The organism is Glutamicibacter sp. JL.03c, from assembly GCF_025854375.1.
Taxonomy (GTDB): Bacteria; Actinomycetota; Actinomycetes; order Actinomycetales; family Micrococcaceae; genus Glutamicibacter.
Genome location: NZ_CP107575.1, coordinates 1,337,638 through 1,358,101, shown reverse-complemented (window position 1 = coordinate 1,358,101; position 20,464 = coordinate 1,337,638). Strand labels below are relative to the sequence as shown.

At 60.8% G+C, this 20,464-nt stretch carries 16 protein-coding genes; 7 read left to right on the top strand and 9 right to left on the bottom strand.

Annotated elements, in window-relative coordinates:
* The first annotated feature begins 42 nt into the window (after positions 1-42).
* The 4 genes from OF385_RS06260 to OF385_RS06245 all read left to right on the top strand — a co-directional run bounded on the left by OF385_RS06260 (position 43) and on the right by OF385_RS06245 (position 5,749).
* Entirely contained in the window at positions 43-1,269 is a 1,227-nt protein-coding gene (locus OF385_RS06260; RefSeq protein WP_264277482.1) for a CaiB/BaiF CoA transferase family protein, read from the top strand.
* Positions 1,269-2,777 (top strand): acetyl-CoA carboxylase carboxyltransferase subunit alpha/beta, encoded by a 1,509-nt coding sequence (locus tag OF385_RS06255; protein ID WP_264277481.1) that lies wholly within the window; start codon positions 1,269-1,271, stop codon positions 2,775-2,777. The genes OF385_RS06260 and OF385_RS06255 overlap by 1 nt, the downstream gene beginning before the upstream one ends.
* 102 nt (positions 2,778-2,879) lie before the next feature.
* Entirely contained in the window at positions 2,880-4,520 is a 1,641-nt protein-coding gene (locus OF385_RS06250) for an ABC-F family ATP-binding cassette domain-containing protein (protein ID WP_264277480.1), read from the top strand.
* A 128-nt stretch (positions 4,521-4,648) separates the two neighbouring features.
* Positions 4,649-5,749: a fatty acid desaturase family protein gene (locus OF385_RS06245; protein WP_264277479.1), complete on the top strand. Its 1,101-nt coding sequence runs from the start codon at positions 4,649-4,651 to the stop codon at positions 5,747-5,749.
* Positions 5,750-5,774: 25 nt separating this feature from the next.
* Here OF385_RS06245 and OF385_RS06240 read toward each other — a convergent pair whose 3' ends face one another.
* The 7 genes from OF385_RS06240 to OF385_RS06210 all read right to left on the bottom strand — a co-directional run bounded on the left by OF385_RS06240 (position 5,775) and on the right by OF385_RS06210 (position 13,548).
* Positions 5,775-6,077 (bottom strand): META domain-containing protein, encoded by a 303-nt coding sequence (locus OF385_RS06240; protein ID WP_264277478.1) that lies wholly within the window; start codon positions 6,075-6,077, stop codon positions 5,775-5,777.
* Positions 6,078-6,113: 36 nt separating this feature from the next.
* Positions 6,114-7,670 carry an MFS transporter gene (locus tag OF385_RS06235; protein ID WP_264277477.1) on the bottom strand — a complete coding sequence of 519 codons (1,557 nt, stop codon included), beginning with the start codon at positions 7,668-7,670 and terminating at the stop codon, positions 6,114-6,116.
* Positions 7,671-7,767: 97 nt separating this feature from the next.
* The gene (locus tag OF385_RS06230; protein ID WP_264277476.1) at positions 7,768-8,523 is read right to left on the bottom strand and encodes a TetR/AcrR family transcriptional regulator; all 756 of its coding nucleotides are present in this window, start codon (positions 8,521-8,523) and stop codon (positions 7,768-7,770) included.
* A gap of 54 nt (positions 8,524-8,577) precedes the next feature.
* Complete coding sequence (locus tag OF385_RS06225) at positions 8,578-9,564, bottom strand: hypothetical protein (RefSeq protein WP_264277475.1); 987 nt, start codon at positions 9,562-9,564, stop codon at positions 8,578-8,580.
* 98 nt (positions 9,565-9,662) lie between these two features.
* Positions 9,663-10,583, bottom strand: coding sequence for a sugar ABC transporter permease (locus OF385_RS06220; protein ID WP_264277474.1), 921 nt, complete (start codon positions 10,581-10,583; stop codon positions 9,663-9,665).
* Positions 10,583-12,178 carry an ABC transporter permease subunit gene (locus tag OF385_RS06215; RefSeq protein ID WP_264277473.1) on the bottom strand — a complete coding sequence of 532 codons (1,596 nt, stop codon included), beginning with the start codon at positions 12,176-12,178 and terminating at the stop codon, positions 10,583-10,585. Before OF385_RS06215 ends, OF385_RS06220 begins: the two co-directional genes overlap by 1 nt.
* Positions 12,179-12,285: 107 nt before the next feature.
* Positions 12,286-13,548 carry an extracellular solute-binding protein gene (locus OF385_RS06210; RefSeq protein WP_264277472.1) on the bottom strand — a complete coding sequence of 421 codons (1,263 nt, stop codon included), beginning with the start codon at positions 13,546-13,548 and terminating at the stop codon, positions 12,286-12,288.
* A gap of 267 nt (positions 13,549-13,815) precedes the next feature.
* Between OF385_RS06210 and OF385_RS06205 the strand changes: the two genes are divergently transcribed.
* The gene (locus tag OF385_RS06205) at positions 13,816-15,504 is read left to right on the top strand and encodes a glycoside hydrolase family 13 protein (RefSeq protein WP_264277471.1); all 1,689 of its coding nucleotides are present in this window, start codon (positions 13,816-13,818) and stop codon (positions 15,502-15,504) included.
* A 114-nt stretch (positions 15,505-15,618) separates the two neighbouring features.
* Positions 15,619-16,632 (top strand): LacI family DNA-binding transcriptional regulator, encoded by a 1,014-nt coding sequence (locus tag OF385_RS06200; RefSeq protein ID WP_264277470.1) that lies wholly within the window; start codon positions 15,619-15,621, stop codon positions 16,630-16,632.
* A gap of 101 nt (positions 16,633-16,733) precedes the next feature.
* Here the strand turns inward: OF385_RS06200 and OF385_RS06195 are convergent, their stop codons facing one another.
* Positions 16,734-18,074, bottom strand: a complete 1,341-nt coding sequence (locus OF385_RS06195; RefSeq protein WP_264277469.1) for an MFS transporter — start codon at positions 18,072-18,074, stop codon at positions 16,734-16,736.
* A gap of 266 nt (positions 18,075-18,340) precedes the next feature.
* Between OF385_RS06195 and OF385_RS06190 the strand changes: the two genes are divergently transcribed.
* Positions 18,341-19,036 (top strand): IclR family transcriptional regulator, encoded by a 696-nt coding sequence (locus tag OF385_RS06190; protein ID WP_264277468.1) that lies wholly within the window; start codon positions 18,341-18,343, stop codon positions 19,034-19,036.
* 87 nt (positions 19,037-19,123) lie between these two features.
* Here the strand turns inward: OF385_RS06190 and OF385_RS06185 are convergent, their stop codons facing one another.
* On the bottom strand, positions 19,124-20,398 hold the full coding sequence (locus OF385_RS06185; RefSeq protein ID WP_264277467.1) for an MFS transporter: 1,275 nt from the start codon (positions 20,396-20,398) through the stop codon (positions 19,124-19,126).
* Positions 20,399-20,464 lie beyond the last annotated feature (66 nt).

Genomic DNA, 20,464 nt, shown 5'->3' with positions numbered 1-20,464 from the left:
CCGCCCCCTCACATCACAGACAATAATCTTCAGGAGGATCTGTTGAGTTCCCTAACCGCCGAAAACGACACGATTCAAGGCACCGCCACCGGACCGCTGAGCGGATACGTGGTGCTAGATCTCACCCGCGCATTGGCCGGCCCGCACGCCGGAATGATGATGGGAGACCTTGGTGCCAAGGTCATCAAAATCGAGACCGTCGGCACCGGCGATGACACCCGCGGCTGGGGCCCGCCTTTCGTCGGCCCCGAAGATAACCGCCAGGCCACCTATTTCCTCTCCTGCAACCGCAACAAGCTCTCGCTGTCGCTGAATCTCAAGGACCAGGAACACAAGGAGAAGCTGGCGGAGCTGATCAAGAACAGTGACGTCTTGATGGAGAATTTCCGCACTGGCGTGCTGGACCGCTTGGGCTTCAGCACCCAGGTGCTGCACGAGCTCAATCCGCGTCTGGTGATCCTGTCCATCACCGGGTTCGGCCACGATGGCCCCGAAGCCCACCGCAGCGGCTACGACCAGATCCTGCAGGGCGAAGCGGGGCTGATGTCCATCACCGGTTCGGGCCCGGACGATCCGCAGAAGGTCGGCGTGCCCATCGCCGACTTGCTCTCCGGAATGTACGGCGCCTACGGAGCGCTGGCCGCCTTGCTGGAGCGCGAGAAAACCGGCCGCGGCCAGGTGGTGCGCACCTCGTTGCTCGCATCGATCATCGGGGTGCATGCCTTCCAGGGAACGCGTGCCACAGTGGCGGGGCAAAACCCGAAAGCCATCGGCAACCACCATCCCTCCATCGCTCCCTACGGACTGTACGGCTGCAAGGATTCCAAGGTGCAGATCAGCATCGGCAGCGAAAAACTCTGGCAGAATTTCGCCAGCGCCTTCGGCCTGCCCGCCGATGACCCGCGCTTTATCAGCAACGCGCTGCGCGTCCAGAACCGTCCGGCATTGAACGAGCTGATCGAGCAGGCGTTCTCCGCCTATGGTGCCGAAGACCTGCTGGCCGCCCTTGATGGGGCCGGCATCCCGTCTGGCAAGGTGCGCACCATTGAAGAGGTGTACGAATGGGACCAGGTGAAATCCCAAGGCCTCATCGTCGAGGTGGATCATGAGGTCTTGGGCAAGATCAACCTGCCTGGTCCGCCGCTGCGGTTCTTTGATCCAGAGACCAATAACGAGACCACCCGCACCGTGCATAGCGCCCCTCCGGTGCTCAACGCCAACGCCCAGGAAATTGAGCAGTGGCTGGCTTCCCGGAAGGACGATGCCTGATGAGCACGAGAACCCTGCGCATTGATGCCGCGACCCTGCTGGACATCGTCCTCGACGAAGGGTCCTTTGAATCCTGGGATCAGCCGCCGCACCAGCCGAAGCTCAGCGCCGAATACGCGGCGGACCTTGAAGCCGCTGCCGCCAAGAGCGGCACCGATGAAGCGGTGATCACCGGCCAGGGCAGGATCCGCGGGCGCGAGGTCGCAGTCATCGTCTCCGAGTTCAATTTCCTGGCCGGTTCCATTGGCCAGGCTGCGGCGCATCGCATTGTGGCGGCCATCCAGCGGGCTACCGCCGAAAAGCTGCCACTGCTGGCAGGCCCGGCCTCCGGTGGAACCCGAATGCAAGAGGGCACCCTCGCATTCCTTGGCATGGTTTCCATCACCGATGCGGTTCGCCGCCACAAGGAATCCGGGCTTCCCTACCTGGTGTACCTGCGCCACCCAACCACCGGCGGGGTCATGGCTTCCTGGGGATCGCTTGGGCATATCACGGTGGCCGAGCCAGGCGCCTTGCTCGGGTTCCTGGGTCCGAGGGTCTATGAAGCGCTCTACGACCAGAAGTTCCCGGACGGGGTGCAGATTTCCGAGAACCTCTTCCGCAAGGGCTTGATCGATGCCGTGGTCCCGCCGCAGGAATTGCCGAACCTGGTCAACCGCGCCCTGTCGATCTTGCAACCGGTCTCCACCAGCGGCGGCTTCCCGGCCCCGGCAGGCCGCCCCCTGGTGCGCGAGGCCAAAGATGTCTGGGAATCGGTGCAACTGAGCCGCAATCCCCGCCGTCCCGATACCCGCATGCTGCTGGCCTCGGCCGACGAGGCGTTGCCCCTGAACGGCACCGGACAGGGCGAAAAGGACCCCGGGCTGATGCTGGCCTTGGCCCGCTTCGGCGATCAGCCGTGCGTAGTGCTCGGCCAGCAGCGTCCGCGCCACCCGGAGACCGCCAGCCTGGGTCCTGCATCCTTGCGCGAAGCGCGTCGCGGGATGCAGCTGGCCCAAGAGCTCAAGCTTCCGCTGGTCACCATCATCGACACCACCGGCGCCGAACTCTCGGTGCAGTCCGAGGAAGGCGGGCTGGCCGGGGAAATCGCGCGCTCGCTCAGTGAATTGATCGGGCTGCGCTCCCCTTCGGTTTCTGTCTTGCTGGGCCAAGGCACCGGCGGCGCGGCACTTGCATTGCTGCCGGCGGATCGAACGCTCGCGGCGGAAAACTCCTGGCTCTCGCCGCTGCCGCCTGAAGGAGCCAGTGCGATCATCCACCGCACCACGGAGCATGCCGCGCAGATGGCCCGGCAGCAAAAAATCGGGGTGCCGGATCTTTGCAGTTTCGGCCTTGTTGACCATGTGGTGGAGGAACAGATTGACGCGGCCAGCCGTCCTCGCGAGTTCTGCCAGGAACTCGGGGCCGCCATCGCGGCGGAGATCTCCTTGGCTCGCGCGATTCCTGATGCGCACCGCCTTGCACGGCGGCAGCTCAAGTTCCAGAGCCTGGGCGAGACCTCCGATTAAGGTCTCATAAAGTTCATGAGGTTCGAACCTCGAGGGGTTCGAACCTCATCAGCGTTTCTGCATCAGCGTTTCTGCCCCCTAGCTCCCACTAGACTTAACACCATGACTGCAACGCTCGTGGCCAAAGACCTCGCTGGTGGCCACGCCCACCGAACCCTGTTCTCCAATTTGAACTTCACCGCAACCACTGCGGATGTCTATGGCGTGGTGGGAGCCAACGGCGCAGGAAAATCCACGTTGCTCTCCTTGCTGGCCAAGGCGGCCAGCGCCCAGTCGGGCACCGTGAGCACAGCCCCTGATTCAGCGTTCATCGGTTGGCTGCCGCAGGAACATGAACGCATCCCGGGCGAAACGATCGCAGCCTACCTGGCCCGACGCACCGGCTGCGCGCAGGCCACAGCGCGCATGGAAGAAACCGCCCAGGAACTGGGCAGCGGCAAGCCGGGCGCCGATGACGCCTATGCGACGGCATTTGACCACTGGATGGCTTCGGGAGCGACGGACCTGGAGGACCGGATCCCCGAGGTCCTCGCGAAGCTGGGCTTCACCCTGCCGGTTGACACGGAAATGCCTGCCCTCTCCGGAGGGCAGGTCGCGCGGGTCGCATTAGCCGCCTTGCTGCTCTCCCGCTTCGACATCGTCCTGCTGGATGAGCCAACCAATGATCTTGACTTGGCCGGACTAGAGCTGCTCGAAGAGTTCATCAACGCACTGCGCGCACCGGTCATCCTGGTTTCGCACGACCGCGAATTCTTGGCACGCTGCACCACCGGGATCATCGAATTGGATCTGGCGCAGAACAAGGTTGCCGTCTACGAAGGCGGGTACGACTCCTACCTGGCCGAGCGCGCCATCAACCGCGCCCATGCCCGGGACGCCTATGAACAGTTTGAAAATCAGAAAGCGGACCTCGTTGCCCGCGCTCGAACCCAGCGTGAGTGGTCATCCCAAGGCGTGCGCAACGCCATGCGCAAAGCGCCGGATAATGACAAGATCCGCCGTCGCGCCAACAGCGAATCCTCGGAAAAGCAGGCCGCCAAGGTCCGCCAGATGGAATCGCGCATCGCCCGCTTGGAAGAAGTCGCCGAACCGCGCAAGGAATGGGCCCTGCAGTTTTCCATCGCGGCCGCGCCACGGGGCTCATCGGTGATGTGCACCCTGAACGAAGCACAGCTCGCCCAAGGCGGGTTCACCTTCGGCCCGGTCTCGGCCCAGGTGAACGCCGCAGATCGCATCGGCATCACCGGCCCGAACGGTGCCGGCAAGTCCACGCTGCTCAATCTCCTGCTCGGCAAGCAAGCCCCCGACCAAGGTACCGCGTCACGAGGAACTTCAGTCAGCGTCGGAGAAATCGATCAGGCCCGCAGCCAGCTTCCCGGCGATTTGCCCCTGGGCCACGCCTTTGAGCTGGCCGTCCCTGAATATTCTTCGGCCGAAGTTCGGACGCTCCTGGCGAAGTTCGGGCTCAAAGCGGACCAGTCCAGTTCCCTGGTTGCTTCCTTGTCTCCCGGCGAGCGCACTCGCGCGTCCATGGCGTTGCTCCAGGCCCGTGGGGTGAACCTGCTGGTTCTCGATGAGCCGACCAACCATTTGGATGTCCCTGCCATCGAGCAGCTGGAGGAAGCGCTCGAAGCCTATGAAGGTGCCCTTCTGCTGGTGACCCACGATCGGCGATTGCTTGAGAATGTCCGGCTGACGGCCCGCTGGGAAATTGCGGATGGAAAGCTCGCCGTCCAGTATTAACAATTACAGAATCTGTGGTCTTTTAGGGCTAGTTCACAGTTGCCCGCCGTAGGCTTGGAAGCAGAGGAGCCGAGACTTTCAGTTCTTTCGACTGAAATGTCGCCCGCTACAACAGCCAAGGATTCGACTTGAGTAGCAGTTCCGTACTTCCATCCCCCGCACCCTCGATCAGGCCCGGAGATCCCAAAAGCTTCTTCCACGTCAAGAAACTCGTTCATGATGCAGGTTTATCCGGTCGCCGGCGCGGCCATTATTTGGGTCTTGGCACGGTTCTGACGCTCCTCATGGGTTCGGCCATTGCCGGCTCCATCCTGCTCGGCCACAGCTGGTTCCAGTTGTTGATCGCAGCGGCAGTGGGCATTTTGCTCACCCAGTTCGCTTTCCTGGCCCATGAGGCGGCGCACCGGCAGATCCTGTCTTCGGGCAAAACCAACGACAAGCTGGGCCGGTTCCTGGCCAACGTGGTCGTGGGCATCAGTTACCAGTGGTGGATGAACAAGCACAACAAGCACCACGCCACTCCGAATACCATCGGCAAGGACCCGGATATCGAGTGGGACACGATCTCGTTCCAGCCGGTTGATGCCCAGCGCCAGCGCGGCCTACTTAAATGGATCACGCAACGCCAGGGCTACCTCTTCTTCCCGCTGTTGACTTTGGAAGGCGTGAACCTCCACTTCCAGTCGATCCGCTACCTGTTCACCGAGGAACGCACCAAGCGCCGCAAGCGCGAAATTGCGGCCATTGCGTTGCGCGTTGGCCTGTATTTCGCACTGATCTTCACGTTCTTGCCAGTGGGCTTGGCCTTTGCATTCATCGGAGTGCAGCTTGCGGTTTTCGGAATATACATGGGAGCCTCCTTCGCCCCGAATCACAAGGGAATGCCCATGGTTCCCGGGGACGCACGCATCGACTTCTTCTCCCGCCAAGTGCTCACTAGCCGCAACATCATGGCTCGCTCATCATGGGGAAACCGGGTGCTCTCCCACGTCTTCGGCGGCCTGAACTACCAGGTTGAACACCACTTGTTCCCATCGATGCCCCGGGCAAACCTGGCCGCTGTGTCGGGCATCGTGCGCCAATACTGCGATGAGCACCAGATCCCCTACACCGTAGCGGGCATCCGGGAATCCTACGCCCAGGTGATCACCTATCTGAACAAGGTCGGACTCTCGGCACGGGATCCCTTCGACTGCCCGATGGTGTCCGGCTACCGCGTCAGCTCCTGACAGCCAACCCGTGATCCATCAGCAGCTAGGAATTCTTGCCTTCCTTGGCGAGGATTCCTAGCTCTTTTTCTTCACGATCGAAGATGGCCATCGAGCCATCATCGTGCAGCTTTCCGATCGCGGCTCGCGATAGCCAGTCGTCTATGCCCTCGCAGAACATGCGCGTGCTGCCAAGGGCTCTGAATTCCACGTCCGCGGCTTCGACCCATTGCCCGAAGAGCCGATTGCAGCCATCGTGTCCGAGAACGCGACCGTCGTGGAGAAGCTCAAGCCAAGGTTGTCCATGGTCCTTGCTGCCCCAGAGGCCAAGCAGCTGTCCAGCTTTCACCGTTGCTCCTCGTTTTGAAGGTGGTATTGCAGCGTATCAGGGCTGGGAGTCCACTGGTTGGCTTGGTTCCTTGGGACCAGCGACATCGTTGGCGCCGTTCGCCGTATGCTGTACGCCCGTGGTCACGGGGACATACTCTTCGCGGGTGGATACCGCCGGCTTCCCGTGGCCGTGGCGCATGTCGGCGACCGCCACCAGCAAGGTCGCCACGACTAGCAGGGAAATTGCCACGAACGAAAGCTCCATCGCCACCGAGTACCCGGCAATGTGATTCAGTCCGTAGAATACGGCGGTAATCACCGCGATGCCAACGGCCGTGCCAACACGCTGCGAGGTCTGCATCAGTCCCCCAGCGCTGCCCGAGTTAGCCACAGGCACTTCCATCAGCGTCAGCGCCTGGTTCGGGGAAATGATGAACCCCTGCGCGATGCCGATAAAGGCCAGGGACAAGAGCATCCACCACACGTTCAGGCCAAGGCGATCTTCGAAGAACACCACGGCGATGGTGGCCAACAAGCCGAACAGCGCACTGAGCGTGCCGCCGATGACGAGCTTGCGGCCCAAGGTCGTGGCATAGCGCCCAGCGATATGCGAGCTGAAGGCCGACAACAGAGCCGCCGGAAGGCAGATCAGTCCGGCTTCGAGGGCAGTGAACCCCTGGGATGCCTGGACGTAGACGGCCACCAGCACCCAGACGCTGGATACGCCCATGAAGTACAGTCCCGCGATCAGGGTGCCGTTGGTGAAGCTGCGGATCTTGAACAGCGCCAGCTCGACCATCGGCTCGCGGCCGCGATCCTTGTACTTCTTCTCCCACAGGACCCATACGGCCAGCAGGACGACCGCCGCGGCCAGAAGCCACCAGAGCGCCGGGTTTTCCCGGCCTTGGACGAAGGGCAGCAGCAAGGCGAAAATGCTCAGGGCCAGTACGATTCCGCCCACCGGGTCCAGGTCAAGCTTGCCCGAGGGCTTGGTGAATAGCGGTTTTGGAAGCCAAAGCAACGCCAAGACGATGGCCAGGATCCCCACGGGCACGTTGATCAGGAAGGTCGACCGCCAGCCGGCATCGGCGCCGAGCCAGTTGATCAGCAATCCGCCCAGAACCGGTCCGACAGCGACCGAGAATCCGACCACGGTGCCGAGCAATCCGTAAGCCCTGCCTCGTGCCGCGCCGCGGAAGTGCTGCTGAATCATGCCCATCACCTGGGGATTGAGCAGGCCGGAGCCAATACCCATGATGAAACGCGCGATGTTCAGAAGCATCGGGTCCGCTGCCAGCCCGGCCAAGATGCTGGCCGCGGTGAAGATGGCCACGCCAGCCACGAACATGACACCGCGGCCTAGCAGGTCGCCCGCACGCCCAGCAGCAACCAGCACAACGCCGAAAGTCAAAGCGTAGCCGGCCAGCACCCATTGCATATCGGCTTCACTGGCCTGCAGCGTCGACCCGATGGATGGCAGAACCACGTTGACGATGCTGACCGAGACAAGCGACATGAACATCGCTGCGAGCAAGACTCCGAGAAGCCTCCACCGGGCCCCAACAGATAACTCGCCGGGCTCTTGGGATGCTTCTGTCTTGCTTGGTGACATCGGGGCAACTTTCCACACGGTATTCGGCCGCAGGAGCGCGGCGGTTCTGAACTGTTCAGCGCCGCCTAGGCACAAAATATTCCCTGACGAGGAACTTTCAACGTGGGGTGAGCAAATTTTCGCCGTTGATCTGCAGCAGTCGTTCAAGGGCGAGTATGCGCAGTTCGATGACCTCGTCGAATAGCTCGTCGCTGGTTTGTTCTGGCAGTCCCAGAGCCTGTTGCGAGTAGGGCGCCGGAACCTCGGGATAGAAATCCAGCCACTCTTTGGGCACCGGATGGCTGAAAAAATCCGGGGCTCCCGGGACCCGCCGGTCGTAGAAGTAGTCCACATGCAACACGAATCCCAGAACATCGCGTTCCAGCGCGCGAACCATGCCCACTGCCTGCTTCAGCGTCAGCCCCATCTCGACGTAGAACTTCAGTACCCGTTCCATCAGCTCGGTGCGCCGTGGACCGGGCACGACATGGATTTTCTCATCCATGCTCAGCTGCGAAGCGCGAGGAAAAGCCCTGTAGGCAGATCGCGTAGCACTGTAGGCGTCGCGCACGCTGTCTTTCCAGTGAGCGCAGTCGAATTCGACATTCGGGCTAATGGCCAAGAACTGCTGCATGGCAAGATTGATGACTTCTTCGCGATCTGCCACATAGTTGTACAGTGCACGCGGAGTCACCCCGAATTCTAAGGCCAACCGGTGCATGGTCAGGGCGCCATAGCCTTCGGCACCTGCAATGTCCAATGCTTTTTGTCCCAGCAGTTCTTTGCTCAGACTTAAAAACTCTGAATCCTTGCGGGGACGCCCGCGACCGCGCTTCGCGGGTGGCGCGGGGGAAGATTCCTTATTATCGGCCATGCCACGAGAATATACGGAAGTGATGAGTAAATCTGCTTTGTTGGCATCAATTCGCTAAAACAGCGCGAGAAGCTTCCTTGCCCGCTCATTCCACATGCCCGCAGCCACCGCCAAGTGGCCGACGGCAAAGGACAGTCCCCCAGCCAGCCATGGCCATAGCAGGACCGCATTAAAGCTCGACGGCAGCGCAGCGATGAACCCGGCCGCCATGACCAGCAGCCCCGCGACCACCAATGCGATATGCACGGATCTCCAGCGCGTCGGGAGCAAGGCTGCAAGGACTGCCAGCAGCACTGCAGGAGACAGCACCACCCATGCTGCCCCAGCAAAATGGGACACCCCCTGGTAGGTGGCCATGGCTATGGCAACTATCAGCAAGACTGCGGCAGTAGCCAGCCAGGCAGGACCCGGCCGGGCCATCGAACCGCGCATCATCAGCAGTGGCGTGAAAACCTGCGCCCACAGCAAAAGGGTTACCGGGATGAAGTACAGCGAGAGGATTCCGCCGCCGAGGCACACGGCGGTCATCGCCACCGCCCCGAGGACCTGTAGGACCATTGCGGCCCCGCCGTGGAGCCATAGCGGCAGCAAGCTGAAGACGACAGGGATGAAGGCGAGCCAGATCAGCTGGCTGCCAATGGCTTCTTCAAGTCCTGCCAGCCAGCCGTTCCCCGATGACAGGTACTGATCAACGCTTTCTGTGCCGATGAGCGCCTGCTGCGGCGGAGCGAACAGAACAATGATGACCGTCATCAGCGCTAGCGCAAAAATCGGCCAGGCAAGAATCCTCGTCAGGAAGTGCTTTCCGCTGCGGACTTCCAGGTCTTCGGGTTCTGTTCGTGCAAATTTGCGTGCGCGAGTCGCTGGCTCCCCCAGCATGCCGAACAGCTCGCGCTTGCGGCGTCCACCACCGGGCAGGCGAAGGATCTCTCCGCGCGTTTGGTCAAGGACTTGCTTTCGTTCCTGCTCGGAGAGGAAATCCAGCGCTTGACGGAGCTGCTCCAGATAATTGCGGGCAGCGCGCGGAAGATAAGATTTCATGCTTTTCACTTTACGTGTACTTTAAAGCCGACGAGCGCAGCATGGCCGGCGCCTGCGTGAGGCATCGGCCATGCTGCGCCAAGTTGTGGGCCTGACGGCTACTTGCCAGCACCGGCGGTCAGCCCGCCGACAATGTACTTCTGCAAGAACAGGAATAACGCCATCACAGGTATTGCGGCCAGCACTGCGCCGGCGGCAAAGACAGACCAGTTGGAGGTGAACTCCTCCGAGACGTAGGAATACAGTCCCACGGCAAGCGTCTGGTTTTCCGGTGACACCAAGACCACGGATGCCAGCACGAAGTCGCTGGTGCTGGAAATGAAGGTCAGCAAGCCGACGACTGCCAGAATCGGCGAGACCAAGCGCAGGATCATGGTGAAGAAGATGCGGGCGTGCCCGGCGCCGTCGATCTTGGCCGCTTCATCGATTTCCACCGGAATGGTGTTGAAGAAGCCATACATCAGGTAGGTATTCACGCCCAGCGCTCCGCCAAGGTAGACCATGATCAATGCGATCTGGTTGTCGATTCCCAAGGCCGGGAAAACATCGCCCAGCGAAGTAAGCAGGATGAAGATGGCCACCACGGCAAGCAGCTGCGGGAAGATCTGCACAATCAGCAAGCTGACCAACCCGACTCGGCGTCCGGTGAATCTCATGCGCGAAAAGCTGTAGGCGGCCAAGGCGCCAAGGAAGACCGAAGCCGCAGCCGTGGTGAGCCCGATGATCAGGGTGTTGGCAAACCAGGCCCCATAAGGGCGCTGCTCGTTCTGGAATAGATCAATGAAGCTCTGGAATCCAATGGTCGAGAAGAACCCGTTGGAAGAGAGCAGGGTGCCATTGGGATTCAGCGAGGCCGAGAGCACGTAGAGCAACGGGAACGCCGAGTAGACGCACAATGCCACACCGATCAGGTGCCGCCATCCGGTGGTGGCGAACCACTTTCCGAAGCTTCGCCGGTCAGGATGCGGGAACGGACGGAAGGTCGGAGCCGTTTCGGGGTTTGAGGTTTCGGTGCTCATTAGTTCAACTCCTCCAGGGCCTTGGTCTGCTTGAAACTGATAATCGAAATGATCGCGACGATTACGAAGATGATGATGGAGAACGCGCTGGCCAAGCCGTAGTCACGCTGGGAGCCGACGAAGGCGACCTTGTAGACCATGGAGATCAGGATGTCGGTTGCGCCGACGTTCAGTCCGGCATCTTCCAGACGTGGCCCGCCTTCGGTGAGCATATAGATCACGTTGAAGTTATTGAAGTTGAAGGCGAAGGAGCTGATCAGCAACGGTGCCACGGAGACCAAGAGCAATGGAAGCTTGATCAGACGGAAAATCTGGAATGGCCTGGCGCCATCGATGGTCGCGGCTTCGGAAAGTTCCTGCGGGATCGACTGCAGGGCACCGGTGCACACCAGGAACATGTAGGGGAAACCGAGCCAGAGGTTGACCCAGAGCACCGAGAATTTTGCCAGCCACGGATCAGTCAGCCACGGAATATCGGCGCCGCCGAAGAGCACCTGGTTCACGAAGCCGAAGTCCTTGTTGAGCATGCCTGCCCAGACCAGCCCGCCGAGGAATGCCGGGAAGGCATAAGGAAGTATGGAGATGACGCGATAGATCTTCCGGCCCTTCATGCGAATGTCATTGAAGACAATGGCCAGGAACAATCCCAGGAAGAAGGTCGAGGCCACAGAGAGCAAGGCGAAGGCAAAGGTCCATACCGATACCGAGAGCAATGCGCCGCGGATGGATGAGTCAGTGAAGGCTCGCGCGAAGTTGTCAAAGCCTACGTTGATGGACCAGCCTGGCATCAGTTGTGTTCCGTCATCTGCCGTAAAGGCCCCAACACCGGTGTCCTTGAATACCAATCCAGTCTTCTGGTCCGTCATGGTGTCCGCGGCTTCGTCGTACTTCAGCGACGAGGTGTACTGGTAGGCGGTGCGCCCGTCGCTGGTGCGCAGTGTTCCGTCTGCAGGATTATCGCTGACCGGAACCTTCAAGGAGGTGACTTCTTGCTGGCGGCCGAGCAGGTCGGCAAAGGTGAGTTCGGTGTACTCCCCCAGCGATGCTGGCTCCACTGGCGCCAGCGCATCGTTGCCATCGCCGATGAGCTGCTGGCCTTCACGCTCGATGAGCATGGCCAGTCCGTCATCGCCGCTGTAGACCTTGACCGGATACCCTGGCGATCCTTCAACACGTTCCTGGTTGGACTGCAACAAGGCCGAGATGGCGTCTGCCTTGTCGGAGTTGTGGCCTGAACCGTAGTTGGTGAAGGAAATGTATCCGGTGTACCCGATGACGAAAACCTGGAAGATCAGCAAGAAGATGGTGCCAGGCAGCAGGTACTTGGCCGGGAGCCATCCCTTCTTGAAGTAGACGACGTTGATCAGCACGGTGATCACGGCGATGACGCTGGCGATAGCCCAGGCTTCCCGTCCAATGGCCGTGAAGAGAGCGAATACGGCGGTGGCATCAACGATCGCGATGACGATGATCTTGATCAGGATGGAGCCGAGGCTCGTGCTCGATGCGTTGGCGAAACGCTGCGCCGCGGGCGACAGCTTGCGTTTCGTTTCGTCGCTGTGACGTGGCGGTGCCTCTGGGGCAGTCTTAGTCATCTTCCAGATGTCCCTGTCAGTAAAGTTCAGTTGGTGCTGGCCTGGTGAAGGCGCTGGAGCCGGCATGGATCATGGCTGGCTCCAGCGCCAGGTGCGCGCAAGCGTGCCTACTTGCTGATGGCCTTCTCGATATCGCTGGTCATCTGCTTCCAGCGCTTGGCTGGATCAGCCTTGCCGGTGATGATCTCGGCTTCGGCTACTCCCCAGAATTCCCAGACGGCGGCCATTTCTGGAATGTTCGGCATGGGCACCCCGCTGGCGCCTACCTCGCCGAAGGAGGCGATGGTTTCATCAGACTTGGCCGCTTCGAAAGCGGCCTTGTTGGCTGGCGGACGGTTGCCCACTTCGTAGAGTTCGGTCTGCACTTCCTCGGTGCCGATGTAGTTGGTCAGGAATTCGGTAGCTGCCAACAGGTTTTCGGTCTTGGCCGAAACGAAGAAGCCCTGGACTGCTACGAATGGCTGGGCCTCTTCGCCGCCGGCGGTCGGGATCGGGTCGATGGCCAAGTTCATCTTGGCCTTTTCAGCCGCTTCCACATTCCATGGACCGGTCAGGAAGAATGGCGAGTCGCCGGAGACGAACTTCTCCTTGGCGATATCAGCATCGATGCTGGTCTTCAGGGTGCCAGCTTCGCCTTGCTCGGCCAGCCACTTGGCGAACTCCACGCCGCCTTCATTGCCGATCTGCAGATCAGCCGGGTCGTAGGCTCCGGTGTCATCGGTGCCGAAGACCGGCGCGCCGAAGGAGGTCTGGAAAGGGTAAGCGTGGAATGGATCGCCCACATCGCTGACCTGCACGAGGAATGGGAATTCGGTGTCCGCTTCCTTGCCGGCTTCGATCATGTCGTCGAAAGTCTTTGGCGCTTCGTCGACCAGGTCCGCATTGCGCAGAAGGGCCAGGTTTTCGGTGGCGTAAGGAACGCCGTAGGTGCTGCCTTCGTAGCTCATGGCGTCGATGGAGACATCCTGGAATTCCGAAGCCTTGTCGCCCAATTCAACGGGCTGGACCACGCCGTTATTAACGAGATTTCCCAGCCAGTCATGGGCACCGATGGTGATGTCCGGGCCCTTGCCGGTTGGGACCTGGCGCAGGAAATCTTCTTGGATCTTGGAGAAATCCTTGATGACCAGGTTGACCTTGACTCCGGACTGCTTCTCGAAGTCTGCTGCAGCTTCCTGCAGCACTGGCTGGCGGTTGGCGTCGACCCAAACGGTCAGCGAGCCGCCGGACGCGGCGGCTGGCGATGCTTGTTCGGTGGCCGGGCTGGAGGAGGTTTCAGCTGATCCGGACCCACCGCAAGCGGTCAGTGACAGGGCTGCGATAGCCGTCAGTGCTCCACCGAGAAGCCAGGGGCGTGTATTCACCTTCATGTGATGTCCTTTCGTGACAACTTTGTCCGGGGGCCGGCTCTGGCGCGGTTTTGCGCGGGATCGCCGGTGTAGGTCTAGGAAGTGCGAGTGGCGCTTCGTCTTGTAAGCGTTTCCAGAGTGGCACATCTCACCCAGCTTGGCAAGGCGGCCGAAGAAATCCGCATGAGATTCATCATCTTCCCAATCGCGCATGAAGGATGGATTTCATTACCGAGAGGATTATTGCAAGCGTTTACATTCTGAATTACTTCGATTATCGTTACGGTCATGACTCAAACACGCTCTGAAGCTGATAACCCTTTGCAATCCGAGGACTCTCAATGGTGGCGTTCCTCGGTGATCTACCAGATCTACCCGCGTTCCTTCGCCGATTCCAATGCCGATGGCATGGGCGATCTGCGCGGCATTACCCAGAATCTGGAGAGCATCGCCGAGCTGTCGGTTGATGCTATTTGGCTTTCGCCGTTCTTCACATCTCCGCAGAAGGATGCCGGCTACGACGTCGCCAACTACTGCGACGTAGACCCGCTTTTTGGCACTCTCGAAGACTTCGACACGATGGTTGCCAGGGCCCACGGTCTAGGACTGAAAGTCATTATCGACCTCGTGCCAAACCACTGCTCCGACCAGCATCCGTGGTTCCAGCAGGCCCTGGCCGCAGCTCCCGGCTCCCCGGAACGCGACCGTTTTATCTTCATGGATCCTCCGGCGCAGGGTCACCCTAATAACTGGGAATCGGTGTTCGGTGGTCCGATGTGGACACCAACTACCAACCCTGATGGCAGTGCGGGCCAGTCCTACCTACACATCTTCGATTCCTCGCAGCCTGACTTCAACTGGAAGAATCCCGAGGTGCGAGCGATGTTCCGCGACGTGCTGCGCTTCTGGCTGGATCGCGGCACAGATGGCTTCCGCGTTGATGTGGCTCACGGGCTCATCAAGGCCGAAGGCCTGCCGGACTTCACTCCGGATCCAACGTCCGCTTCGATGGGCGGCACCGAAGAACTCGCCCCGTGGTGGGGCCAAGATGGCGTGCACGAAATCTACCGCGAATGGCGCCAGGTGATGGACGAGTACGAAGGCGACCGTGTGCTGTGCGCAGAAGCCTGGGTCAACCCGCTATCCCTCATGGCCAAGTGGGTCCGCAATGACGAGATGCATCAAGCCTTCAACTTCCCGTATCTGTCCTGCGCTTTCGATGCTCGGCAGATCCGGGCCACCATCGATGAGTCCCTCCATGAATTCGGTGCCGTCGGCGCGCCGAGCACGTGGGTCTTGTCCAACCATGACGTCGTGCGGCACGCCACCCGATTGGCTCTCACTGAGGATAATCCCCAGGGTGAAGGCATCGGCCCGATGACGCCAAACCTTCCGGATCCCGTCGTCGGCCTGCGCCGGGCACGTTCCTCAACCGCGCTCATGCTGGCCCTGCCGGGTGGCGCGTACCTGTACCAAGGCGAGGAGCTCGGGCTGCCCGAGGCCATTGAGCTGCCAGATGAGGCTCGCCAGGATCCAACGTGGTTCCGCACCCATGGCGAACGCTACGGCCGCGATGGCTGCCGCGTACCGCTGCCATGGACAAGCGAGGCTCCAGCCTTCGGCTTCAGCCAGAACGGAGAAAGCTGGTTGCCGCAGCCAAGCTCCTGGGCACCCTACGCCCGAGACGCGCAGCGAAAAGATCCGGATTCCACGTTGAGCCTCTACCGCCGCCTGCTTGAACTGCGCAAGGAGCACGATCTGGGCACCGGTGAGCTGGCTTGGGCCAGCGAAGAGGACTCCGACGTGCTGGTCTTCAGCAATGGCAAAGTGCTGGTTGTCGCCAACTTCGGCGCCAACACGCAGGATCTTCCCGAGCTTGCCCGAGGCGCACAGGAACTGGTGCGCAGCCAGCCAGCAGATGGTTCGGCTCCGGAGACGATTCCGGCTGAATCGACCATCTGGTACTTGCTGCCCTAGGCAAAGCAATCAGTCCCGGTGTGCAACTCACCGGGTATTGTTGAACAGTGGCCGCGATGTGCGCAGTGCATCTTCACTCGCACCGCGGCCACACACTTGAAGGAAGGACGAATTGTGGCCGGGATCAAAGATGTCGCTCAAGCTGCCGGGGTCTCGGTGGCAACGGTCTCCCGCGCGCTCTCCGGTCGAGGATCGGTGTCCACGGCGGCCCAAAAAGCAGTGCAGCGCGCCGCCACGGAGCTGGGATACGTCGTTTCCTCCTCGGCCTCCGGACTGGCTTCGGGCCGCACCAGGAACATTGGCGTGCTCGTCCCGGTGATCAACCACTGGTTCTATGCCAGCGTGCTCGAAGGCATTTCCAGCAGGCTCATGGACGAAGGCTACGACACCACCCTCTATCAGCTGACAAAAGATCGCACCCAGAGGGAAAAGGTCTTCTCCGACTTCCTGCTGCGCCAGCGCGTCGACGCGGTCATCGCCGTAAACGTCGAGCTGAACGCCGAGGAAGTCCAGGCCTTGCATGCCCTGGATAAGCCCTTGGTCGGCGTCGGCGGTCCACTGCCCGGGGTGCCCACCTTGCACGTTGATGACGAAGGAATCTCAGCACTAGCGACCCAGCATCTGATTTCCCTCGGACATCGGCGCATCGGATTCATCGGGGGCAATGAGGAAACCGACGTGGACTTCCGGGTTCCCAGCCATCGTCGCACCGGCTATGAGCAAGCGCTGCACGAGGCCGGGATCAAGGTGGATGAGAACCTCTGCGTGGGGGCCGACTTCACCATGCCCCAGGCCTACGCCGCGGCGAAGCAGCTGCTGGGCGACCCCTCCGGACACCCCACCGCGCTCATGGCAGCCAGCGACGAAATGGCCATCGGGGCGATCCTCGCCGCCCGCGACTTGGGCCTGCAGGTCCCCCGCGACCTTTCAGTGATCGGCGTGGACAATCATGACCTTGCCGAAATGTTCGGCTTGACCACGATCGAGCAGCGGCCGCATGAGCAAGGCGAGCTCGCGGTAGCGATGCTGCTTCGAGCCATCCGGGGCGAGGAGCCGGCCCATGCGCACAAGGTCGACCATCGCCTGGTGGTTCGCTCTTCCACCACCCGCCCGCTCGACGCCGCCTAGAATCCGCGGCTGAAGCCCGCGCATGGCAAACGGCCCGTGCCGCCGACCGGATCCACATGATCTGGCCAACGGCACGGGCCGTTTGTTGCGCCACGGAGCTCCTAGTGCGAGGTTTTCAGATCCTCGGAGCTGCCTTCGACTTCTTCCACATGAAGATTGCGCCCGCGGGTTTCGCCAACCCATAGCACCGCGGCCACCGAAATCACTGTCAGCGCCATGATGTAGATGGCGATGGAAATCGATGAACCAGTTGATTCGAGCAAGATCTGCGCCACGGTCGCGGCGAAGGCGCCGCCGAGAATCGCGCCCAAGGCGTAGCCGATGGAAATGCCCGAGTAGCGCACGTGGGCCGGGAACATTTCTGCGTACATGGCCGACTGCGGGCCGTAAGACAGTCCCAGGCCCACGGTCAGCACGAAGATCGCTACCGTGTACAGGACAATGTTTCCGGAATCGACCAGCATGAACATCGGGATCATCCACACGAAGACAAGCGCGTAGCCGATGACAAAGGTACTGCGGCGGCCAATCAGATCCGAAAGCCATCCGCCTACGAGGGTGAAGATCAGCCAGCCCACCGAACCGATGGTGGTAGCCAGCAGCACTGGGGCAACGGGCATCTTCAATACCGCCGTCGTGTAGGAGATGAAGAAGGCGATCACCAGGTAGCCGGCCGCGTTGTTGGAAATGAAGATCAGCGCTGCCTGCACAACCTGCTTGGCGTTTTTCGCCATCAGTTCACGCAGCGGCGTGTGCTCCGCAGCTTTGCGCAGGGCCAGCTGCTTGAACACCGGCGACTCTTCCACTGCGCGGCGGATCATGTAGCCCACGAGGATGAGTACTACCGAGAGCAGGAATGGGATGCGCCATCCCCAGGTCTCGAAAGCTTCCGGCGACATCGCGACGCGGAGGATGTACAGCAGCCCGGTTGCCAAGATCATGCCGATGGGAACGCCAATCTGCGGGTATGCACCGAAGTAGCCACGGCGATTCGTTGGTGCGTGCTCGACCGCCATCAGTGCCGCGCCGCCCCATTCGCCGCCAGCAGAGAAGCCCTGGATGATGCGAAGCAGAACCAGAAGAATCGGTGCAGCTATGCCGATTGAGGCATAGGTGGGAAGCACACCGATAAGAGCCGTAGCGGCACCCATCAGGATCAGGGTCAGGACCAGGATCCTCTTGCGTCCGTAGCGGTCGCCCAGGTGGCCGGCGACGATGGCGCCGAGCGGACGGAAGAAGAAGGAAATGCCGATCATCGCAAAGGAGAGAATCTGAGCAAGACCCGGATTCGAGGCTCCCAGAGGCGCCAGGAAAAGCGGTGCCAGCAAGGTTGCGGTGAGCTGCGCGAAGATGAAGAAGTCATACCACTCAATGGTGGTTCCCACGAGGGTGCCGGCGAGAACGCGGCGCTCTTCCTGGGTGCGAGTGACTGTAGATGACATGAGTTGCCCTTTGCACGTTACTTTACCGACCGTTCGGACGGTTTGTTATGCTCACAATCATAGTCTGACAGTGAATCAGATCACAACACTAGTGCTTGTCCGAGCGAACATCCGAACCATGGCCCGCGCGCCATGACGGAAAAGAATTCGATGTTCTAATAGAGAACGACTAAAATTGCAGCTAGAGCAACCATTCAGCAGTCGCAAGGCTCACAGCGAGGGCGCTACCAGGCATTGACCAATGCCAGGCGCCAGATTGAAGTTCCATGCCTACTTCCCAGACGCTTTCCCGTGGCATTCGCGTCCTAGAAATCGTCGCCAATTCCCCGGTGCACCTTTCGATTGACGAAATTGCCGAAAAGCTCGAGGTCCACCGCTCCATTGCCTATCGCATCATCCGTACTCTGGAGCAGCACCACCTGCTCAATCGCGACGAAGCAGGCCACATCCGCTCCGCGTCGGGGCTGGCCGTGCTGGCCCGCTCGGTTGAGCACGATTTGCAGGCCGCCGCCACCGTAGAGCTGACCACACTGGCCAACGAATTGTCGATGACCGCATTTGTCGCAGTGTGGGAATACGACCTGTGCACCACCTTGCAGTCCGTTTCACCGCTCAATTCGCAACGAGCCATCGTCCACCGCCCTGGATCGGTGCACGGCATGGATGTTGGAGCGGCAGGCATCGCCATCCAATCGCACTACAGCAAAGATCAGTGGGAAGCGATGGATACCACCGTCGCTTACCGCGAGGCCGCGGTCCAGGCTCGTAGCGAAGGCTACGCCACCAGCGAGAATGAAGTGATACAGGGCGTGACCTCGCTGGCCGTGCCCATCGAACAGCCAGGACAGACTCCCGCAGCCCTTGCGGTAGTCTTCGCCACGAGCACCGTGGATTCCCATGAACCGGTCATCGAAGCACTGAAGCTCGCCGCCCGCCGGATCAACCGGAAACTGGTTGGCTGAGCACCAGTCGATTCACTAAAACAGCTCACCCGTCGTGGATCGTTCAAGATCCACGACGGGTGAGCTGTTTTGCGGCGGGCGAGCTGGCTAGCGGACCCGCGAGAGCGACGGCGACTTCGCGACGATGGCCTTCATCGTCAAGGCAGCGAGCAGGATGACCAGCGCGCCTCCGGTGGAGACCCAGAACGCCCCGAGGTAGCCCAGCGAGTCCGCGAAGACTCCTGCAAGGCCATTGCCGATTGCGGTGCCGACAACGATGCCTGCCGAGAGCATGGTCATCACCGTGGAGAGCCGCGACGCTGGAGCCACTTCGCCGCCCAAGGTCATGACGGTGACAATGACTGGGCCCACGGCAAAGCCAGCGACAAATAGTGCCACAATCATCCATGGAGTGCTATCGGCCAGGTGCAGGCCAAAGCTCAGCACGGTCAGCAGTGCACCGCAAAGAATCCACCGGTTGATCTGGCGGAAGTACTGTGGCCACGCCGCGACTGAGATGGCGGCAATCGCACTGGATAGTCCCATGGCACCATAGAGCAAGCCACCTTCATTCGAGTTCCCTTGCTCTCCGGCGAAAGCCAACGTGCCAGCAGCCGATGAGCCGAAGACCGTTCCCAATGCGATCATGCCCAGCACCAAGGCGCTGATCGCGGCCACCTGGGTGCCTGAGACTCGCACCTTTTCGGCCGACTTTGACATCTTGGCGGGCTTCACCGCCATTCCGGTGGAGTGCGTGGCAAAAATTGGTACCAGGACCAGGGTCATGATGGCCGCAAGATACAACGGCAGCACCGGGTTCACCAGCGAAGCAAGAAGCCCTACTGCTACCGGGCCGAAAACGAATCCCAGTTCGTCAAACATCGATTCCAGGCTCAACGCTGCAGAGAGGACCTTCGGATTTTTCTTCTGCTGACGGGTCATGGCAATCCACCGCACCCGGGACATCGGCCCTACCTGGGGTCCGGTGGCACCGGTAACCAGGCACATGAGGACCAATAGGCCCACCGAGAGATCTGGGCCGCTATTTCCCAGCAGGGTCAGCAGGACCAGCAGAACGCTGTGGATCAAGGCGACGGTGATCAAGATCGGGCGCTGCCCGAAACGGTCGGCCAAATAGCCAATGCCCGGTCCACCCACGGCTGAGCCAAGGCCAACCATGGCCGCGGCAAGACCGCCTAAGGCATAAGATCCCGTTGTGGCGGTCACCAAGGTCATGGACCCGATGGTCAGCATCGCTAGAGGCAGGCGGGCTAGAAATGTAAGAGGCAGGAAGGGAGCCCCTACCAAGGGAACAAGCGCGGAGTATCCGGATTTCATCGCCGGGTCTTCGCGGTTTTCATTCGACAACGCATACTGAGTCATCAAAAACTCCATAACGAAGCGTGCGTCGTCCCACACCCCCCGACGCACAATATTTCCCAGACATGC